Source organism: Bradyrhizobium sp. SPXBL-02, from assembly GCF_051853065.1.
Taxonomy (GTDB): Bacteria; Pseudomonadota; Alphaproteobacteria; order Rhizobiales; family Xanthobacteraceae; genus Bradyrhizobium.
Genome location: NZ_CP182474.1, coordinates 4356479 through 4375840 on the forward strand (window position 1 = coordinate 4356479; position 19362 = coordinate 4375840).

Below are 19362 nucleotides of genomic sequence, written 5' to 3' on the forward strand. Positions count from 1 at the left end.
CATTCACCTCGGCCTATTATAAGAGCTCGGATATCTTATAAGAGCTCTTATATGCCACGCAAGACCAATGACGTCACGAGATCGCAATCGGGACGAAAGGCAGTTGAAGGCGGCGCCGTGCATGTTCCCGCGCCGGGCGAAGGCAAGCGCGGCGAGCAGGGCTACCTCGGCTATCTGCTGCGCCAGGCCCACGCCGCGGTTCGTCTGACGATGGAGCGCACCCTGGCCGATCTCGGCGTGACGTCGCCGCAATTCGCGGTGCTGACGATGCTCAACGCCTATCCGGGCTTGTCGGGGGCCGATGTCGCCCGCCTCACCTTCCTGACCCCCCAGACCGTCGGCGTCATCATTCGCAACCTCGAACGCGACGGTGCCATTGTCATGACGCCTCATCCCGTCCACGGCCGCATCCAGCAATGGACGCTGACGCCGCGCGGCGCGACACTTTTGAAGACGTGCCGGCAGCGTGTGCTCGAATTGGAGAAGCGCCTCGCTCGAAATCTGGATTCAAAGGCGGAAACCACGATCCGGCGCTGGCTTGCCGGAATTGCGGCTGACCTGCAGGAGGACTAGGCGACCGGCATCGCAGCTGTCGCGGCCGCAGTTCTACCCGCCTTTCAAGGCGTTCTTGACTGCGCCGTCGGGCCAGGTCTCGTCCGCCGCGATCACCCGCACGCGGGTCTGGTCGGCGGTATTGACCAGCACGTGCGAATTCACCCGCTCACCGCTCGGCTCGAGACGCAAATCGGTTTCGGGCTTCCAGCTCAGCGTCGTCGCGAGGTCGCCGGGAAAGATCTTCCATTGCGATCCGTCGTCGAGCTCGACGACATGGCTTTCCGCATGCGTGCGTATCTTCATTGGACCCCGATGTTTCGATGAACAGACATACGGAAGGCAGGCCCACGGCCCCGTCTTCTCCTCCTTCCGGGTGTGGAGGGAATGCGGGAAGAGCGACACTTGTTCCGGTGGGAACAGCTGACCCGCCCAGGCAGGACTTCAGCACGCTGCCGTTTCTGGAACCGACTCACACGGGCCATGTTTCCGGCTAGAATGTGCCCATGAAGCACGCTGATTCCTCGCCCCGTCACACCCGCCGCGCCCTGCTCCAGTCGACGCTTGGTGCAGCCGCTTTGCTCGCGCTTCCCACCCGCGCTCTCGCCGCGCCTCCCGGCTTCGACGAATGGCGTGAGAGCTTTCGCGCACGCGCGATGGCAAATGGTATTTCCGCCGCGACATGGCAGCGCGCTATGGGACGGGTCGAACCGGACATGAGCGTGTTCGCGCAGATGCGCAACCAGCCCGAATTCCACGAGCAGGTCTGGCAGTACATCAACCGTCGCGTCTCGGACTGGCGCATCATCAACGGCAAGGTCGCGCTGAAGAACAACGAGGCGCTGCTCGCCCGCGTCGAGCGCGATTTCGGGGTCGAGCGCGGCACGCTGCTGGCGCTGTGGGGCGTCGAGTCCGCCTATGGCGATCCCCTGGTGCAGCAGAACCACATGAGGCCGGTGTTTCCCTCGCTCGCCGCGCTCGCCTGGAACGAGCCGCGCCGCAAGGCCTATTGGGAGACCGAGCTGATCAACGCACTGCGCATCGTCGACAAGGGCTGGTCCACGCCCGAGGAGATGAAGGGCTCCTGGGCCGGCGCGATGGGGCATTCGCAATGGATGCCGGAAGTCTGGCTCAATGTCGGCATCGACTATGACGGCGACGGCAAGGTCTCGCCGTTCGGCAAGCCCGACGACGCGCTGGGCTCGACTGCAAAATACCTTGTCAATCGCGGCAAGTGGCATCGCGGCGAGCATTGGGGCTACGAGGTGCGCGCGTCCGGCAACATGAGCGGCAACCGTACTTATGCAGCCTGGCAGGCGGCCGGCGTCAGCCGCGCCGACGGCCAACCGTTTCCGCAGCCCAACGCATCCGCACAGATGTGGACGCCGGTTGCGGGCGGGCCGACCTTCCTGCTCGGACCGAACTTCTATTCGGTGAAGAGCTATAACCCTTCCATGAACTACGCGCTGGCGATCTGCCATCTCGGGGATCGCTGCCTGGGAGCTCCGCCCTTCATCCAGCCTTTCCCGGGCTCCGAGCGTGCATTGACGCTCGCCGAGGTGCAGGAGATGCAAACGCGCCTCACCAAGGCCGGCTTCGACACCGGCGGCACCGACGGCCGCGTCGGCAACGACACCATGAAGGCGGTCAAGGATTTCCAGCAGCGCGCCGGCATCACGCCGGCGGACGGCTATGGTGGACTGAAGGTGCTGGCCAAGCTGCGGCAGGGTGGATAGTCGCGCTCGTCATTCCGGGGCGCGCGAAGCGCGAGCCCGGAATCCATCGGGCAGCAAGCGCGCGGAAAAATGGATTCCGGGTTCGCGCCAAGTGGCGCGCCCCGGAATGACACCGTGGCTGGTGCTCCCTTTCTCAGTGCCTGTATTGCGGCTCTTCCGCATCGAGCTGTCTGCGGATCGCAGCGAGATGCAGCCGGGCGGATTCGGAATCGCCCTCGCGCATCTGCCTGTAGGTCTCGGCCGCAATCGCGGGATCGACCGGCAGCACCTTCCGTCCGGTCGACATCGCCAGCACCTGCACCTCGGCGGCGCGCTCGAGATAATAGAGATCGTCCCAGGCCTCCGCGATGGTCGGCGCCAGCACCATCACGCCGTGATGCTTCATGAAGACGATGTCGGCATCGCCAACGGCGGAGGCGATACGCGCGCCTTCGCGGTTGTCGAGCGCGAGGCCGTTATAGTCGCGGTCGACCGCGGTGCGGCCGTAGAATTTCAGCGCGGTCTGGCCGGCCCAGATCAGGGGCTCGCCCTCGGTCATCGACAGCGCCGTGGCATAGGGCATGTGCGTATGGAAGGCGACCTTGGCGCGCGGCAGCAGCCTGTGCATCTCGGCATGGATGTAGAAGGCGGTCGCCTCGGGCACGCCCTCGCCGTCGAGCACGTTGCCGTGGAAATCGCAGATCAGGAGCTTTGACGCCGTCAGTTCGCGGAAGGCGTAGCCGTAGGGGTTGACGAGGAAGAGGTCGTCATGGCCCGGCACGACCGCCGAGAAGTGATTGCAGATGCCCTCCTCAAAGCCGTTGCGCGCGGCCATGCGGAAGCAGGCGGCGAGATCCTCGCGTGCGGTGCGGATCGCGTCGGTGGCGAGATCCGGCCGATTGGAGCGGAAGGTCGCGGGCGCGGGTGAGGACGCGTGAAGGCTGTGCGCCATGGCGAAGGACACCTCTGTCGGTTGGGGAGCTGGCCCGTGTTGTACAGGGCTGGCGCCTTCGCGTCAGCCCCTGCGGTCGCCACCCTGCCCTGCGTCGATCAAGCGCGCCGCGGCACCCCGCCGGCGTTCATGCCGCCATCGATGACGAGCTCGCTGCCGGTGACATAGCGCGAGGCATCGGAGGCGAGATACAGCACGCCCGAGGCGATCTCCGCGGCCTGGCCGGCACGGCCAAGCGGCGTGACGACACGGGCGCGCTCCTCCGGATCGATCGGGGCGTTCTGGCCAGAGCCGGCCGCCCCCGTCGGGATCTTGCCCCAGATCGGGGTATCGATGATGCCGGGATGAACCGAGTTGACGCGGATGCCGTCGCCTGCCGCCGCGCACTCCATCGCGATCGACTTGGCGAACAGCCGCACGCCGCCCTTTGTCGCTGAATAGGCCGACAATCCAGGCGAGCCGCGCAGGCCGGCCAGCGAGGACATCATGACGATCGAGCCGCCGCCGGTCTTACGCATCAGGGGAAGGCAATGCTTGACCGACAGAAACACGCCATCGAGATTGATCGCATTCTGCTTGCGCCAGTCAGCGAGAGTCATGTCGACGATCGATGGCACGGAAATTCCGATGCCGGCATTGGAGACGAGCACGTCGAGCCGGCCGAAGCGCCTTGCGATCTCGGCGACGATCTCGATCCAGCGCTCCTCGCTGGTGACGTCCTGCTCCAGGAAGATCGCCTTGCCGCCGGCATTCGTCACGCGCTTGGCGAGGTCGGGCCCGCGCAGCTCGTCGATGTCGGTGATGATAACGGTCGCGCCTTCGCGCGCGAACAGCTCGACGATAGCCTCGCCAATGCCGGAGGCGCCGCCCGTCACCAGCGCGACCTTGCCCTCAACCTGCCCTGCCATGTTCACTCCCTTTTTTGTTGTTTGAGCAACCTGCTTCTGACGCATGATCTCGTCGATCATGCGTCATCTAATCACGGATGGCCCCTGGTCCGGTAGCGCGACGTCGACGACGCGGAATTGCACGCGCTCCGCGCCCTGGTAGCGGTCCACCGACAACGAGCCCGCGACATGCATCTGCTGGCCGCGATTGGCGAGCAGCGCATTGCCGAGCTTCTGGCCGATCGAACGGAACGCGATGCCGTTGACGATGGCGCCATCACCCGCCTTGAAGCGCAGGCGCAGATGTGCCTGCCCGACCTCGTCGGCGAAGACGAGTTGATGCGCCGGTAGTGCCAGCACCGGCTCCGGATTGCCGCTGCCGAAGGGACCGGCGCGGTTGAGCGTCGTCGCTAGCTCCGGCGTCACCGCGCGCGCCGAGACCGCGCCGTCGATATAGAGCTCGTTGACGTGGCGCGCCTCGGCGACGTCGCGCGCCAGCGCGTTCTCGAGATAGGCGCGGAATTCGGCGAGCTTCTCCTTGCGCAGCGTCACGCCCGCGGCCATGGCGTGGCCGCCCCCCTTGAGCAGAATGCCGTCGGCGACCGCCTGCCGTACCGCCTTGCCGAGATCCACGCCCGCGGCCGAGCGGCCCGAGCCGGTGCCGATGCCGCCGGGCTCCAGCGCAATGGCAAAGGCAGGCCGCGAAAACTTTTCCTTCAGGCGCGAGGCGACGAGGCCGACCACGCCCGGATGCCAGCCTTCCGAGGCCGTGACGATCACGGCGAGCTTGTCCTCCAACCCGATCGAGGCCAGCGCCTCGGCTTCGGCCTGGGCTTCCGCCGCCTGCTCGATGACGCGGCGTTCGCTGTTGAGACGGTCGAGCTCGGCCGCGATCCGCGCCGCCTCGATGCTGTCGCCTTCGAGCAGCAGCCGCACGCCGAGATCGGCGCGGCCGATACGGCCGCCGGCATTGACGCGCGGCCCCAGCATGAAACCGAGATGCCAGGCTTCCGGCGGGCCGTTGAGCCGTGCCACGTCCATCAGCGCAGTGTGGCCGACATGGTCGCGCCGACGCATCGCGATCAGCCCCTTCGCCACGAAGGCGCGGTTGAGCCCGATCAGCGGCGCGACGTCGGCGACGGTACCGAGCGCGACGTGGTGCAGCATGCCCAGGAGATCGGGCTCCGGCATCTCGCTCGTCCAGAAACCGCGCTGGCGCAGCTCGCGATTGACCGCGACCAGCGTCACCAGCACGAGGCCGACGGCGGCGAGATGGCCAAGGCCCGAGAGATCATCGGAACGGTTCGGATTGACCAGCGCATCGACCTCGGGGAGATCGAGGCCGCATTGGTGGTGGTCGATCACCACCACGGACATGCCGAGGCGTTTGGCCTCGGCGAGCGGCTCGATGCTGGTGGTGCCGCAATCGACGGTGACGAGCAGCGTCGCGCCCTTTGCGGCGAGCCCGCGCACGGCTTCGACGTTCGGGCCGTAGCCCTCGAAAATCCGGTCGGGAATGTGGATCAGCGGATCGAGCCCGCAATGGCGCAGGTGCCAGGCCAGCAGCGCCGCCGAGGTGGCGCCGTCGACGTCGTAGTCGCCGAAGATCGCGACCTTCTCGACATTGGTCGCGGCATCCGCGACGCGCTTGGAGGCGGCCTCCATTTCCGTCACCGTGAAGGGGTCCGGCAGCAGCTTACGGATGGTCGGATCGAGGAAATCGGTGACGGCGTCGATATCGACCCCGCGCCCCGCCAGCGCCCGCGCCAGCAGCTCCGGCAATTGGTGCCGCTGCACCATGGCGAGCGCCTGGGCCGCGCCGCGGGCATCGAGCCGGTCGCGCCACAGCTTGTCGGTGAGCGAGCGTGCCACGCCCAGGAACGCCTGGGGCGCTTCGACGGGCAGTGCGGATGCGGGAGGCGTCATGGCGAGGGCTATCGATTGGGAACTCGGGTCCGGGCGATCACGCTCGCGGCCGGGACTGGCTTGAAAGGATTGGCTGGGAAACCCCGGCGATTTGCAACGGCTGGGGCGCACAAAGCGGTGGATGGCAGGTCGGCGGGCCGGAGTGACTATCATTTAGGCATTCCGGCAAACAGCAAATTAAGCAGGCGTTAGGCGGAATCCTCGAAAAAGAATCGTATTCGATCTGTAAGTTGTTGTTCCGGGTTCATTGCAGATCAGACCTCATTGCCAAGGGAAGTTCCCGATGTCAGCTGCGCTGGGTCTGAAAGCCAAGCCGATCGCCACCGAGGCTGCGGACGATGATTCCGACATCTCCGCGCTGATCAACCGCCTCACCGCGGAGGTCAACCAGATCGCGGTCGACAAGACCAAGTCGATCCAGCAGATCACCAACCAGATGAAGATGCTGGCGCTGAACGCGCTGATCGAAAGCTCGCGCGCCGGCGCGCAAGGCGCGGGCTTTGCGGTCGTGGCTCAGGAGGTGCGCGGCGTCGGCCAGCAGGTCGAGACCATCGCCCGCGAGCTCGAGACCCAGCTAACCAAACGCACCGGCGATCTCGTCGCCTCGATCGACCGCATGAGCCAGCGCTCCCGCGGCGAGCGGATGGTCGACCTGTCGCTCAACGCGATCGAGCTGATCGACCGCAATCTCTATGAACGCACCTGCGACGTGCGCTGGTGGGCGACCGATTCCGCCGTGGTCGATTGCGCGGCCTCGCCCAGTGCTGCGGCCGTCTCCCATGCCTCGCAGCGCCTCGGCGTGATCCTCGGGGCCTACACCGTCTATCTCGATCTCTGGCTCTGCGACCTCGACGGCAACGTCATCGCCAACGGCCGCGCCGACCGCTTCCGCGTCGTCGGCCAGAACGTCGCCCATACCAAATGGTTTCGCGACGCGCGGTCCTTGCGCTCCGGCGACGATTATGTCGCCGGCGACGTCGAGAACCAGCCGCTGCTCGGCAATGCCCAGGTCGCGACCTATTGCGCCAGCGTCCGCGCCGGCGGCCAGGCCAACGGCGCGCCGATCGGAGTGCTCGCCATCCATTTCGACTGGGAGCCGCAGGCCCGCGCCATCGTACAGGGCGTGCGCGTCGGCGACAGCGACAAGGCCCGCGTGCTGCTGGTCGATTCGAATTTCCGCGTGATCGCGGCCTCCGACGGCCAGGGCATCCTCAGCGAACGCATCTCGCTGTCGCTGAACGGCCAGCGCTCCGGCTTCTACCACGACCGCACGGGCACGCTGGTCGCTTTCCATGCCACCCCGGGCTACGAGACCTATCGCGGGCTCGGCTGGTACGGCGTGATCGTCTGCGGGGCATAAGGCGACCAGCGGCCGCCCTCCCGACATCGGACGCGGTCGGCCGTCCAATCCAAAAGTGCGAAAACAACCCCATGCACAGTAGCCTGAGGGTTGTTTTGATTGGCCTTTTTTAGGGGCCTGCGCCACCTTGCGTTCATCAGGACGTTTTGAAACGTCGGGCAAAATGCGGGCAGCATTTTCCGCCAAGGTATGCCTGTTACAGGCAAGAGCCTGCGCCGTGGATCGGCTAGAGTCACTTCGCACCATATGGGTGACGTGGGAGGCGCGACTTTCGATTGGCTTCGATCATCTCGCGCTCCGCAATCGCAAGGAGACATGCCATGAAGATCGTCGTGATCGGCGGAACCGGATTGATTGGGTCCAGGCTCGTGGCGAAGCTCAAGCTGCACGGCCACGATGCGGTGGCTGCCTCGCCGAAATCCGGCGTGAACGCCGTCACCGGGGAAGGCCTTGCCGCAGCGCTTTCGGGCGCGGATGTGGTCGTCGACGTCGCCAACGCGCCGTCCTGGGAGCCGGCCGCGGTGCTCGCGTTCTTCCAGCGATCGAGCGAGAATCTCGTCGCGGCCGAGGCCGCAGCAGGCGTGAGACATCACGTGGCGCTCTCGATCGTCGGCACCGACCGCTCGCCCGACAACGCCTATTTCCGTGCCAAGCTGGCGCAGGAAACCGTCATCAAGTCCGGCTCGGTCCCCTACTCGATCGTGCGCGCCACCCAGTTCTTCGAGTTCCTCGGCGCCATCGCCGAGACCAGCGTGCGCGAGGGGAAGATCGTCGTTCCCTCCGCATTGTTTCAGCCGATCGCGGCAGCCGACGTCGCCGACCGCCTCGCCGAAGTCGCAACGGAGCAGCCGCTCAACGGGACGATCGATATCGCCGGACCCGAGAAGGCGCCCTTCAACGAATTCATCGCGCGGCGTCTGAGGGCATCCGGCGACGCCCGGCCTGTGGTCGGAGATCCGAAGGCGCCCTATTACGGCGCTCTCATCGACGACCAATCGCTGAACCCGCTCGGCGAGGCGCGGCTCGGGACGACGCCGCTCGCCAAGTGGCTCGCGACGGCCTGAATATCCCTGATTCATTAGCGGGTGCGCCGAGCCATCTCCGCTGCGAGCAGCAGTGCCGCGCGGCTGGCGCCAATCGAGGCGATGCCTTGCCCCGCAATGTCGTAGGCGGTGCCGTGCGCGGGCGTGCAGATCGGGAACGGGAAGCCGCCGAGCAAGGTCACGCCGCGATCGAAACCCATCAGCTTCATCGCGATCTGGCCCTGGTCGTGATACATCGTCAGCACGGCATCGAAGGCGCCGGCCTTGGCGCGCAGGAACACGGTGTCGGCGGGAAAGGGTCCCTCCGCAGCAATGCCCTCGCGCTGGCTTGCTGCGACCACCGGCGCAATCACATCGATCTCCTCGCGGCCGAAATTGCCACCGTCGCCGGCATGGGGATTGAGGCCTGCGACCGCGATCCGCGGCCGCGCAAAGCCGGCGTTGCGCATGCAGGAATCGGTCAGCTTGAGCGCGCGATGGATGCGTTCGCCGGACAGCTTCGCAGCGACGTCCTTGAGCGGGATGTGGGAAGTGACCCGTGCGTTCCAGAGCCGGTCGAGCACGTTGAATTCGCTTGCCGGCGTTTTGAGACCGACGACCTCGGCCGAGAACGCGATCTCGTCGTCGTACTCGGCACGGGCAAGACGCATCGCCTGCTTGTTGAAGGGGGTGAAACAGACCGCGTCGACATGGCCGTCGCGGCCGAGCTCGAGCGCATGTCTGTAATTGGCCAGCGCGAATTTTCCGCCGGCAAGGGTCGCCGTCTTCGGCTCGACCTCCCTGGGGTCGAGGTGGCGGAGATCGATGAACAGTGCATCCTCCCCCGCCGCGCGAAGCTCGGTCCCCTGCTCCACCGTGGACAAGTCCGGCCTGACGCCGGCGACGCGCGCCCCCTCGTCGAAGATGCGGCGGTCGCCGATGACGACGAGCCGGCAGCTCGCGCGAATGTCGTCCTGCGCCACGAGCTTCGCCGTCAGCTCCGGACTGATGCCGGCGGGATCGCCCATGGCCAGCGCAATCAGCGGCTTTGCAGTCATATGATCACCTTTTCCTGGACTGGCGTATCGGTCGCGGGCGACGCGGGTTTGCGCCGAAGCCGCGCCAGCTGCAGCACAAGCGGAAGCAGCAGCAGCGCGATGCCGCCCACGATCAGGCACGTCACCAGCTTGTTCGCGAAGAAGATGCCCAGCGAGCCCTTGGAGATCAGCATCGACTGCCGGAACGCGTCCTCGGCCTTGTCGCCGATGACGATTGCGAGCACGAGTGGCGCTAAGGGATAGAACAGCTTCTTGAAGAGATAGCCGACGACCCCGAAGCCGAGCATCATGACGACGTCGAGATAGGAGTTCGACACCGAATAGGCGCCGACGACGCAGATGATCACGATCAGCGGCGCGATCACCACGAAGGGTATCCGCATCAAGGCGGCGAACACCGGGACCGTCAGCAGCACCAGCACCACGGCGACGATGTTGCCGACATACATCGAGGCGATCAGGCCCCAGACGAAATCCTTGCTGTCGACGAACAGCATGGGCCCGGGATTGAGGCCCCAGATCATCAGCCCGCCCATCATCACGGCCGCGGTCGCCGAGCCGGGAATGCCGAGCGAGAGCATCGGCAGCAGCGCACTGGTCCCGGCAGCATGATCGGCCGTCTCCGGAGAGATGATGCCTTCGACCTCGCCGGTGCCGAAATATCGGCCGCGGCGCGAGAAGCGGCGCGCAATCCCGTAGCTCATGAAGGAGGCCGCGGTCGGGCCGCCCGGCGTGATCCCCATCCAGCAGCCGATCGCGGCGCTGCGCAGCAATGCCACGCCGTGCCGCGGCAGGCGGCCGACGGCGCGGAACACCTCGCGCCAATCGATCTTCGAGGAAACCGCGCGGGCGTGAAACTCCTCCTCGACGGCGACCAGCAGCTCGCCAATGCCGAACAGGCCCATCACCGCGACGACAAAGCTCACACCCTTGACGAGCTCGTCCACTCCCATGGTGAGACGCACGCTGCCGGACACCGTGTCGATGCCGATGGCGGCGATCGCAAAGCCGATTGCGAGTGCCACGACGGTCTTGATCGGTGCCGCGCCACCCATGCCGACGAAGCTGGCGAAGGCCAGGAAATACACCGCAAAATACTCGGCCGGTCCGAAGGCGAGCGCGACCTGCGCCACCCAGGAGGCGAGGAACGTGATCAGGATGACGCCGATCAGCGCGCCGAACGCCGCCGAGCCGAAGGCGGTCGCGAGCGCCGTGGTCGGCCGGCCGTCGCGCGCCATCGGATAGCCGTCGAAGGTGGTCGCCACCGACGACGGCTCGCCCGGAATGTTGAACAGGATCGAGGTTACCGAGCCGCCGAACAGTGCGCCCCAATACATGCTGGAGAGCAGGATGATCGCCGAGACCGGCTGCATGCCGAAGGTGAGCGGCAGGAGCAGCGACACCCCGTTCGGCGCGCCCAGCCCCGGCAGCACGCCGACGAGAATGCCGAGCAGCACGCCGACCACCATCAGAACCAGATGCGGCGCCGTGACCGCGATGGTGAAGCCGTGCAGGAGCTCTGCGAGATTGTCCATCGGGCCCTCCGTCAGAACCCGAAGGCGGCGGCGAGCGCGCCGTGCGGCAGGCTGACCTGGAACATGCGCTCGAACACGAGATAGAGCGCGAGCGCCGTGGCTCCTGCCATGGCGAGCGCGCGCGGCACGGATTGGTGCCGCGGGATCGCGAGCACCGCGAAGACGTAAAGAGCCGAGGCGACGTACATCCCGGCGAGCGGGATCGCGGCGACGAAGATCGCAGCCGGCACGAACAGGCCCGCGAGCCGCCGCAGCTCGATGGACGTGATCGCGATCGGTACGTTTGCGAGCGTCGCGGCCGGCAGCAGGCCTCGTCCCAGATTGTAGAGGCTGCCGAGCACGACGATGATCCCGGTCAGGAACGGGAACGTGCCGGCATCGACGCCTGCGCTCGACCAGCCAATGCCGTTGTCGAGGCTGGAGACGACGACAGCCACGCCGAAGCTGCCGGTGAGCACGGCGGTCGCAAGCTCAAGCGTGCGGCGTGAGATCATGGGCAGCTCCGGCGAAACAGTCCTCGTCCTGAGGAGCGCGCTTTGGCGCGCGTCTCGAAGGACGGCTCCAGGCGAGATCGCATCCAGGGCCATCCTTCGAGACGCCCGCCTCCGGCGGGCTCCTCAGGATGAGGACCAGGGCTGTCGTCGGCTGCGCGATCGAAGGCCATCCTCGGCCTCACTTGACCAGCCAGCCCTGCTCGCCTGCGACCTGTTTGACGTGCTCGAGGTCCTCCTTGATGAACTTGTCAAGCTCGGCACCGGTCAGGAACGTGTCGACCTGGGAGGTCTTCTCGATGTAGTCCTTCCACTCCGGCGTTGCCTGCACCTTCTTCATGAGGTCGACATAGAACGCGGCCTGCTCCGGCGTGACCTTGCCGGGCAGCCACACGGTGCGCGGCTGCTCGTATTGCTTGATGTCGAGGCCCTGCTCGACGCAGGTCGGAACGTCGCCCCAGCCTTCGGTCGCGGTGACCTTCGGGCCCTGCGGCAGCCGCTTCGGGCTGAACACGCAAAGCGGTCGCTGCGTGCCGCCGCGCCATTGCCCGAGGCTCTCGCTGGGGTTGTTGACGTGGGAGTCGAGATGGCCGCCGGCGAGCTGCACGGCGGTCTCGGCGCCGCTCTTGAAGGGGATGTAGGTCAGCTTGACCTTGCCGGCCTTCTCGATCATGCGGGTCAGCACCTCGTCGGTGTCCTTGGACTGCGCGCCGCCCATCTTGAATTCGCCCGATGCGGCCGCCTTCAGATAGTCGCCCGCGGTCTTGTACGACGCGTCCTGCTTGACCCAGAGCAGGAACTCGTCCTGCGCCATCGCCGCGATCGGCGTGAGATCGGTGTAGTTGAAGGCGACCTTGGAGACGAGCGGCTGCTGCCAGGCATTCGACGTGCCGAAGATCACCTTGTAGGGATCGCCCGCGGAGGCCTTGCCGTAGACATAGCCCTCGGCGCCGCTGCCGCCGCCCTTGTTGACGACGACGATCGGCTGGTCCGTCAGCTTGTGCTTGGTGATGATGTTCTGCACCGCGCGCGCGAGATTGTCGGTGCCGCCGCCGGGGCCGGCGGTGGCAATGAACTCGATCGGCTTTTGCGGCTGCCAGGCGGCGAGCGCCGGCATGGTGCCGGCGAGCACGACTGCGGCTGCGGAGAGCAGAAATGTTGACGTCCGACCCATGATTTCCTCCAGCTGATTTTTTTGTCTTTTATTGTTGTCGTATCGACGTCCGTTCAGGCGACGCGTTCCTCGCGCTTTTCCTGGGCGGAAACGATTGCGCCTTCTTTTTCGAGCGCTTCGATTCGTGACTGGTCGAACCCGTGCTCGGCCAGAACCTCTCGCGTGTGTTCACCATAGACCGGTGCGCCTGATCGCACTTTGCCCGGGGTCTCCGAAAACTTGATGGGAAGCCCGATCGTCTTGACGGGACCGAGCGTGGAGTGCTCGACCTCGACAACCATCTCCCGCGCCAGCGTCTGCGGATCGCTCAGCGCCTCCAGCATGTCGTGCACGGGGCCGCACGGCACGCCCTTCTCGTCCAGCGCCGCCAGCCAATGCGCCCGCGTTTGGGTGCGGAAGCGCTCGCTGAGGACGGCTTCGAGCTCCTTCAGATTGGCCATGCGATCGGCGCCGGTGACGAAGCGCGGATCGTCGGCGAGTTCGCTTGCGCCGAGCGCTTCCAGCATCAACAGCCAGTGCTTCTTGTTGGCGCCGCCGACCACGAGCCAGCCGTCCGAGGCTTCGAAGGCCTGATACGGCGCGTTGAGCGGATGCGCCGAGCCCATCGCGCGCGGCGCGGTGCCCGCGGCGAGCGCGATGGTCGACTGCCAATAGGTCTGCACCAAGGCGGCTTCATACAGCGAGGTCTCGACCCACTGCCCCTCGCCCGTCTTGAGGCGATGGGTGTAGGCCGCAAGGATGCCCATGGTCGCGAGCAGGCCGGCCGTGATGTCGGACAGCGGCGGCCCGCACTTGACCGGCGGGCCGTCGGGCCGCTCGCCGGTAAAGCTCATGATGCCGCTCATGGCCTGCGCGACGAGGTCGAATCCCCTGCGATGCTTGTAGGGGCCGGTACGGCCGAAGCCCGACAGCGAGCAATAGATCAGTGCCGGGAATTCCGCGTGCAGCGCCTCATAGCCGAAGCCGAGGCGCTCCATCGCGCCAGGCGCAAAGTTCTCGACCAGCACGTCGGCATCCGCGATCAACCGGCGCAACACCTCCTTGCCGCCGTCGGTCTTGAGATCCAGCACGATGCCGCGCTTGTTGCGGTTCATCATCAGGAAGGACGCCGCCTCGTCGCCGATCTTCGGCGGCACCGAATGGCGGGTGTCGTCGCCGTTCGGCCATTTCTCGATCTTGATGACGTCGGCGCCCATGTCGGCGAGCATCAAGGTGCAGGTCGGTCCGGCCATGACGTGGGTAAGGTCAATGACCTTGAGGCCGGCCAGCGGCCCCGAACGGCGAGAGGTGGATTGTGAACTTTGCATCGGCTCGTCCTACTGGCCGCGCCATTGCGGCGCGCGCTTGTTGAGGAAAGCATCGAGCCCTTCGCGAAAATCCTGGCTCGTGTAGCACATCAGGATGAGGTCTTCGCCCTCGTCCTGCGTCAGCCGCCGTTGCAGGCGGCCGACAGCCTGCTTGGTTGCATTCAGCGTCAGCGGCGCATGGCTCGCAACGAGCCGGGCGACCTCGTCCGCGCGTCCTTCAAGGGCGGCAAGATCCTCGACGACCTCGCCGAGCAGTCCGACGCTTGCGGCCTCCGCGGCATCGACGAGGCGCGCGGTGAAGATGAGATCCTTGACGCGCGCCGCGCCGATCAGGGCGGTGAGACGGCCGACATTGGACATCGACAGGCAATTGCCGAGCGTCCTGGCGATGGGAAATCCGATCTTTGCGCTTTTCGTGCCGATGCGGAGATCGCATGCCGCGGCAATGCCGGCGCCGCCGCCGGTGCAGAACCCGTTGATCGCCGCGATGGTCGGCACCCGGCACTGCTCCAGCGTGGTCAGCACGCGATCGATGCGGTTCTCGTAATCGATGGCGTCCTGCGGCGTCCTGAATTCGCGGAACTGGTTGATGTCGGTGCCGGACGCGAAGGCCTTGTCGCCCGCACCGCGCAGCACCAGCACCTTGATCGCATGGTCGCGGTTGGCCTGCTCGCAGATCGCGGCAAGCCGCTCGTACATGGCGAAGGTGAAGGCGTTACGGGCTTGCGGGCGGTTGAAGGTGATCCGCCCGATGCCATCGTTGCATTCAAAAACGAGGTCGTCCGCCTCCGTAGCCAGGTCCATTTCCTCATGTCCTCTTGTTTTTTACATTTTTGAATGCAAAATTTGCGATTAGCAAGCGGGAACTTCCGAATATCGCCATATAATCCCGCTTTTGCATTCAAAACGGAGCGCTTCCATGCTTCACGAGGAGGTTGTCGGCCGCATCCGCGCCATCCTGCTCGACGGCGAAATTCCGCCGGGCGCGCGGATTCCCGAGCGCGAGCTGTGCGAGCGGCTCGAAATCTCGCGCACGCCGCTGCGCGAGGCGCTCAAGGTGCTGGCCGCGGAAGGGCTCGTGCAGCTGCTGCCGCATCGCGGCTCGCGCGCAGCAAAACTGACCGACAAGGACATGCGCGACCTGTTCGAGGTCTGCCAGGGCTTGGAGGCCCTCGCCGGCGAACTCGCCTGCGAGCGCATTGGCGATGCCGAGATCGACGCGATCGCCGCCGCGCATGACGAGATGGTGCAGCATTATCGCGACCGCGATTTGATCCAGTACTATCGCGGCAACCGCGCCATCCACGAAGGCATCGTGACCGCAGCAGGAAATCCCGTGCTCGCAGGGCTTTACGCCTCGGTGACCGCGCGCATCCGGCGCGCGCGCTACGTCACGCCGATGACGCCGCAGCGCTGGGCGCTCGCCGTGAAGGAGCACGAGGCGATCCTCAACGCACTTCAGCGCCGCGACGGAATCGGCCTCGCCCACATCCTGCGGGCGCATCTTCGTCACAAGCGCGAAGAGGTGCTGCAGGCGGGCTTTGCCGAGACGGATGCAAGTGAGCCCTCGCTCCGTATCGCGTGAGATTTCTGCAGCGACGATCCAGCGAACACAATCGCGACACAATCATTGATTGATGCTTGCGCGCCACGCGATCATCAATCCGTTTCCTCTTGCGAGCCTGTCTGAACCGGCGCAGCATCCCGCTGCCGGCCCAAGGCCGCACATCACGCGCGAACAATCGCGCGGATCAAAACAGAAAATGGAGGATACGAATGACACTTGACGTCTCGCGTCGATCCCTACTCGCACTCGGAGCCGGCCTCGGCGCCAGCGCCCTGCTCGGCAGCAGCGCGATGGCGCGGGCGCCCAAGCTCGGCACCCAGACGCCCTACTGGCACCGCTTCGTTCTCGGCGATGCCGAGGTGACCGTCGTATCCGACGGACCGCTTCCGCTCGGCGATCCCTCCGGGACCTTCACCGGCGTTCCCAAGGAAGAGGTCAAGAAGATGCTGTCCGACAATTTCCTGTCGCCGGACAATGTCGTGCTCGAACAGAATTCTCCGATCGTCAACACCGGCGACAAGCTCATCCTGTTCGACACCGGCATGGGCTCATCGAAGATGTTCGGCGCCAGCACCGGACGTCAGCAGAAGAGCATGACGGAGGCCGGCATCAAGCCGGAGGACATCGATGCCGTCGTGTGCTCGCATGCCCATATCGATCATATCGGTGGCATCGTCGACGAGGGCGGCAAGCCGCTGTTCCCCAACGCGCAAGTCTACATTGCCCAGAGCGATTTCGACTTCTGTACCGACGAAGGCAAGCTCGGCAGCGCGGCGAAGGACTTCGTCGTCCACGCCCGCAAGAACCTGCTGCCGGTCCGCGAGCGAATCAAGTTCTTCAGGGATGGCGAGGAATTCCTGCCCGGCGTGCAGGCGATCGCGGCGCCCGGCCACACCGTCGGCCACACCATCTTCATGGTCTCGTCGGCAGGCAAGTCATTCGCCTTCCTCGGCGATCTCTCGCACCATTCGGTGCTGCTGCTGGAGAAACCACGGATGGAGTTCTCCTATGACTCCGACCCGAAGCAGGCGGCCGAGTCGCGCGTCAAGCTGCTGACGATGCTGGCGGCGAACAAGATCCCGGTGATGTCCTATCACTTCGCCTGGCCTGGCTATGGCCACGTCGCCAAGGCCGGAGATGGCTTCCGCTACTATCCGGAGCCGATGAAGATGACGTTGTAGCTATCAGTTCAGGTCCGGGCGGCGCGGGCCGCCCGGACTGTTTCTCGCGGCGCGAGGCGCCCCACAAGCCGGTCTCGTACGAGCGATCCAGAGTTAGGATCTCCTCGTCCCCTATGGATCCATACCGGCATCGCCGAAGACCTCGACCAGGCGAAATCGCTCGCACATCAGCATCATGTCGTCGCCGTAGCGACCGAGCCTGCCGAAATAGGATTGATGGGCACGGCGCCAATCAGCCAGGCTCCGGTCGCCCTCTCCCTCGTCGTGTGCAAAGGCTGCATCGACCTCATTGAAGCGCCGGTATGTCACCTCGATGGTTTCGATGACGCAGCGCGGCTCTCCGCGCCCGTCGAGCACGACCCAGCGCTCACCGGGCGTAGAGGTGTTCGGCTCGTCCTCGGTGCTGCACGTCGCGGTCTTGATGCCGTTGACGACGAGCTCGACCAATTCGTCCGCCAGCGCAGGGCTGTCGCCGAACGCGAAGGTTCGCAGATCTCGATGTCGTTCGGGGATCTGCTTGCCCATCCTAGCAGCCGAGCTTGTCGGCGATGCCGCCAAAATCCTTCGCGACGATGTCCCAATTGCCGGTTGCTTCGAAATCGACCTTCTGGAGCGGCCCGTACTCCGTCGGTCGCGCGACGAAGGCGGTCTTCAATCCGTTCTTCTGCGCGGCCGCGAGATCGCCATTGTGGGCGGCGACCATCATCACCTCTTCCGGCTTGAGGCAGAGCAGGCGCGCGGCGCCGAGATAGGTTTCCGGATCGGGCTTGTAATGCTCGAACAGCTCGGCCGACAGGATCAGGTCCCACGGCAGGCCGGCGAACTTCGCCATGTTGGTGAGCAGCGCGACGTTGCCGTTCGACAGCGGCGAGATCACGAATTTTGATTTCAGCCGCGTCAGGCCGGCGACGCTGTCGGGCCAGGGATGGAGCCGATGCCAGCCCTTGGTGAGGTAATCGAGATCGGCCTCGGTGAGGCCCTTGATCGCGAATTTCTCGACGAGCTGCTCCAGCGAGTGGCGGTGAAGATCATCGAGCATGACATAGCCGCGCTCGGGATGTTTGCGCACGTCGTCCATGGAGGCCATGTACATGCCGCGCCAGCCGTCGACGAGCGCGGTCCAATCGGCGCTGATGCCGCGCTGCTTGCTCCACCACATGAAGTCGGTGATCAGGCTGGTGCGCCAGTCCACGACCGTGCCGAAGACGTCGAAGACGAGGGCTTTGACGGCGGAGAGATCGGATGGTGTGGTCATGCTTCGCTCCGCTCATTATGTTTTGGCCCGGCTAGCTCCGGCCGAGATTGGGGGCTTTAAAGCATGATCCGTTCCATGCAACAATAGCGGTTGCCCGCCGCATCAGGCTCGCCCAGCGCGAGCGGCGTGATCAGCCTGCCTATTGCTTGCAATCGCATCTTCCATGACAAACATTCCTATCGCTTTCATATTGCTCGAAGATGCCCGTCTCCCGGATGAGGAAGCTCTAATCCAGTCAATACGGGTTCGTCATCCCGACTTGCGGTGCAGTCGCAGCACTGTCGCACCAAGCGACAGCGCGGCCCGTCCGATGCTCATCGGCATCGGAGATCACGTCATGACGATCTTCCTGATACCGGAGCCGGTGCCTTTTGATCAGCGGCTTTGGGAGCGGGCCTCGTCACTATGGCCGGAAGCTTTTCACGCCGCCGGACGCCATCGCGCGCACCTCGTCGTCGCGGCAATGGACCCGGCCAAAAGCAATGCTGAAACGAAAGCGCTGGGATTTGCCGAGCGCACGCCCCTCACGACCGCCTTTGTAGGCGCAGTGCTCGCGGCGATGCCCGGTGTCGTCGCCGTCATCTGGGGCGGAAAGGTCGGCCGTTCCCCCGAGATGTGGCTGGAGCAGTCAAGCCGTGCGTTCGAGGCGTATCCAGATCAGCCGTTCGGATTGTGGATGGACATCGTTCCCTTCCGTTCCGGCGAGACCGTGGGGGCTTATACGCTCGGATTGTCCGCGTTCGCTGGACGAGAGATCGAGTTTGAGGTGGACGGGCTTGACGAACGCACCGTCACCGGCCGGGTTGCCCAGCTCTCGGCATTTCTCATCGCTGCCGATCCCGACACCAGTTTCAAGAACGGTGAAGTGTTCAAACCGGACTCCGAGATCGACCATCGCGTCGCTGTGCTCCATCGCAAGTCGCGCTTCAACCTTGGGCCGGTCATCTCCTTCTCATCTCTTGATGATCGAGCGGGGAGAAACAAGACCTATCCGATCATTCCCCCTTCCATCGCCGCAAATCATCCCCTGCTGATCATGCTGGCAAAGGTTGGGCATTTCGATTCGGCGCATCCAAGAAACAAAATCGGTCTCAAGCCTGATCACTACCTCTCCGAAGTACGCCTGGAGAGCTTCGATGAAGGCCTCACGCAGGCGCTGTCCCGTATGATCGCAACTGACGCCTATGCCGAGGCCGACATAAGCGCGCGCAGCGCGCTCGCGCGCGGAGACACGGCGACGGCGAAGTCCGTTCTTCAGCCCTGGGCCGATGAGGTTGGGCAGCTCCAGGGGGCCGTCATGCTCGCTCTGATGTTGCGCGACCTGCACATGTTCGCCCCGGCACCGCATCGCAGCCCATAGCAGGCAGAGCACGGATTCGG

19 protein-coding genes are annotated in these 19362 nt (G+C 65.2%); 7 read left to right on the forward strand and 12 right to left on the reverse strand.

Going from position 1 to position 19362, the window contains the following annotated elements; genetic code table 11:
* Window positions 1–51 precede the first annotated feature (51 nt).
* Window positions 52–573: a MarR family winged helix-turn-helix transcriptional regulator gene (locus tag ACNJYD_RS20380; RefSeq protein WP_439363138.1), complete on the forward strand. Its 522-nt coding sequence runs from the start codon at window positions 52–54 to the stop codon at window positions 571–573.
* A 33-nt stretch (window positions 574–606) separates the two neighbouring features.
* Here ACNJYD_RS20380 and ACNJYD_RS20385 read toward each other — a convergent pair whose 3' ends face one another.
* Window positions 607–858: a hypothetical protein gene (locus ACNJYD_RS20385; protein ID WP_172789163.1), complete on the reverse strand. Its 252-nt coding sequence runs from the start codon at window positions 856–858 to the stop codon at window positions 607–609.
* A gap of 200 nt (window positions 859–1058) precedes the next feature.
* Here ACNJYD_RS20385 and ACNJYD_RS20390 point away from each other — a divergent pair, with 200 nt between their 5' ends.
* Window positions 1059–2288, forward strand: coding sequence for a lytic murein transglycosylase (locus ACNJYD_RS20390; protein WP_439363139.1), 1230 nt, complete (start codon window positions 1059–1061; stop codon window positions 2286–2288).
* Window positions 2289–2421: 133 nt separating this feature from the next.
* On the opposite strand, the gene ACNJYD_RS20395 is transcribed toward ACNJYD_RS20390, so the two are convergent.
* The 3 genes from ACNJYD_RS20395 to recJ all read right to left on the reverse strand — a co-directional run bounded on the left by ACNJYD_RS20395 (window position 2422) and on the right by recJ (window position 6032).
* Entirely contained in the window at window positions 2422–3219 is a 798-nt protein-coding gene (locus tag ACNJYD_RS20395; RefSeq protein ID WP_439363140.1) for an aldolase, read from the reverse strand.
* A 98-nt stretch (window positions 3220–3317) separates the two neighbouring features.
* On the reverse strand, window positions 3318–4127 hold the full coding sequence (locus ACNJYD_RS20400; protein WP_439363141.1) for an SDR family NAD(P)-dependent oxidoreductase: 810 nt from the start codon (window positions 4125–4127) through the stop codon (window positions 3318–3320).
* Window positions 4128–4190: 63 nt separating this feature from the next.
* Entirely contained in the window at window positions 4191–6032 is a 1842-nt protein-coding gene (gene recJ, locus ACNJYD_RS20405) for a single-stranded-DNA-specific exonuclease RecJ (protein WP_439363142.1), read from the reverse strand.
* 283 nt (window positions 6033–6315) lie between these two features.
* On the opposite strand from recJ, the gene ACNJYD_RS20410 reads away from it, so the two are divergent.
* Both ACNJYD_RS20410 and ACNJYD_RS20415 read left to right on the forward strand, forming a co-directional pair.
* A complete protein-coding gene (locus ACNJYD_RS20410) occupies window positions 6316–7392 on the forward strand; it encodes a methyl-accepting chemotaxis protein (protein ID WP_439363143.1) in 1077 nt (358 codons plus the stop codon).
* Window positions 7393–7712: 320 nt separating this feature from the next.
* The gene (locus ACNJYD_RS20415) at window positions 7713–8456 is read left to right on the forward strand and encodes an SDR family oxidoreductase (protein ID WP_260383550.1); all 744 of its coding nucleotides are present in this window, start codon (window positions 7713–7715) and stop codon (window positions 8454–8456) included.
* Between the two features lie 14 nt (window positions 8457–8470).
* Here ACNJYD_RS20415 and ACNJYD_RS20420 read toward each other — a convergent pair whose 3' ends face one another.
* From ACNJYD_RS20420 to ACNJYD_RS20445, 6 genes are all read right to left on the reverse strand, one after another.
* Window positions 8471–9472, reverse strand: a complete 1002-nt coding sequence (locus ACNJYD_RS20420) for a 4-hydroxythreonine-4-phosphate dehydrogenase PdxA (protein WP_172789156.1) — start codon at window positions 9470–9472, stop codon at window positions 8471–8473.
* On the reverse strand, window positions 9469–11007 hold the full coding sequence (locus tag ACNJYD_RS20425) for a tripartite tricarboxylate transporter permease (RefSeq protein ID WP_439363144.1): 1539 nt from the start codon (window positions 11005–11007) through the stop codon (window positions 9469–9471). The genes ACNJYD_RS20420 and ACNJYD_RS20425 overlap by 4 nt, the downstream gene beginning before the upstream one ends.
* 11 nt (window positions 11008–11018) lie before the next feature.
* The gene (locus ACNJYD_RS20430) at window positions 11019–11501 is read right to left on the reverse strand and encodes a tripartite tricarboxylate transporter TctB family protein (protein WP_212258628.1); all 483 of its coding nucleotides are present in this window, start codon (window positions 11499–11501) and stop codon (window positions 11019–11021) included.
* A gap of 178 nt (window positions 11502–11679) precedes the next feature.
* Window positions 11680–12672 (reverse strand): Bug family tripartite tricarboxylate transporter substrate binding protein, encoded by a 993-nt coding sequence (locus ACNJYD_RS20435; protein WP_172789153.1) that lies wholly within the window; start codon window positions 12670–12672, stop codon window positions 11680–11682.
* Window positions 12673–12725: 53 nt separating this feature from the next.
* Window positions 12726–13979 (reverse strand): CaiB/BaiF CoA transferase family protein, encoded by a 1254-nt coding sequence (locus ACNJYD_RS20440; protein ID WP_439363145.1) that lies wholly within the window; start codon window positions 13977–13979, stop codon window positions 12726–12728.
* A gap of 9 nt (window positions 13980–13988) precedes the next feature.
* Window positions 13989–14783 (reverse strand): enoyl-CoA hydratase/isomerase family protein, encoded by a 795-nt coding sequence (locus ACNJYD_RS20445; RefSeq protein WP_439363146.1) that lies wholly within the window; start codon window positions 14781–14783, stop codon window positions 13989–13991.
* A 115-nt stretch (window positions 14784–14898) separates the two neighbouring features.
* Between ACNJYD_RS20445 and ACNJYD_RS20450 the strand changes: the two genes are divergently transcribed.
* Together ACNJYD_RS20450 and ACNJYD_RS20455 are read left to right on the forward strand one after the other, a co-directional pair.
* Window positions 14899–15564 carry a GntR family transcriptional regulator gene (locus ACNJYD_RS20450; RefSeq protein ID WP_439363147.1) on the forward strand — a complete coding sequence of 222 codons (666 nt, stop codon included), beginning with the start codon at window positions 14899–14901 and terminating at the stop codon, window positions 15562–15564.
* Between the two features lie 191 nt (window positions 15565–15755).
* Entirely contained in the window at window positions 15756–16727 is a 972-nt protein-coding gene (locus ACNJYD_RS20455) for an MBL fold metallo-hydrolase (protein ID WP_439363148.1), read from the forward strand.
* 111 nt (window positions 16728–16838) lie between these two features.
* Here the strand turns inward: ACNJYD_RS20455 and ACNJYD_RS20460 are convergent, their stop codons facing one another.
* Both ACNJYD_RS20460 and ACNJYD_RS20465 read right to left on the reverse strand, forming a co-directional pair.
* Complete coding sequence (locus ACNJYD_RS20460) at window positions 16839–17252, reverse strand: ASCH domain-containing protein (protein ID WP_439363149.1); 414 nt, start codon at window positions 17250–17252, stop codon at window positions 16839–16841.
* Between the two features lies 1 nt (window position 17253).
* The gene (locus ACNJYD_RS20465) at window positions 17254–17982 is read right to left on the reverse strand and encodes a haloacid dehalogenase type II (RefSeq protein ID WP_439363150.1); all 729 of its coding nucleotides are present in this window, start codon (window positions 17980–17982) and stop codon (window positions 17254–17256) included.
* Between the two features lie 337 nt (window positions 17983–18319).
* Here ACNJYD_RS20465 and ACNJYD_RS20470 point away from each other — a divergent pair, with 337 nt between their 5' ends.
* On the forward strand, window positions 18320–19342 hold the full coding sequence (locus tag ACNJYD_RS20470; protein ID WP_439363151.1) for a hypothetical protein: 1023 nt from the start codon (window positions 18320–18322) through the stop codon (window positions 19340–19342).
* Window positions 19343–19362 lie beyond the last annotated feature (20 nt).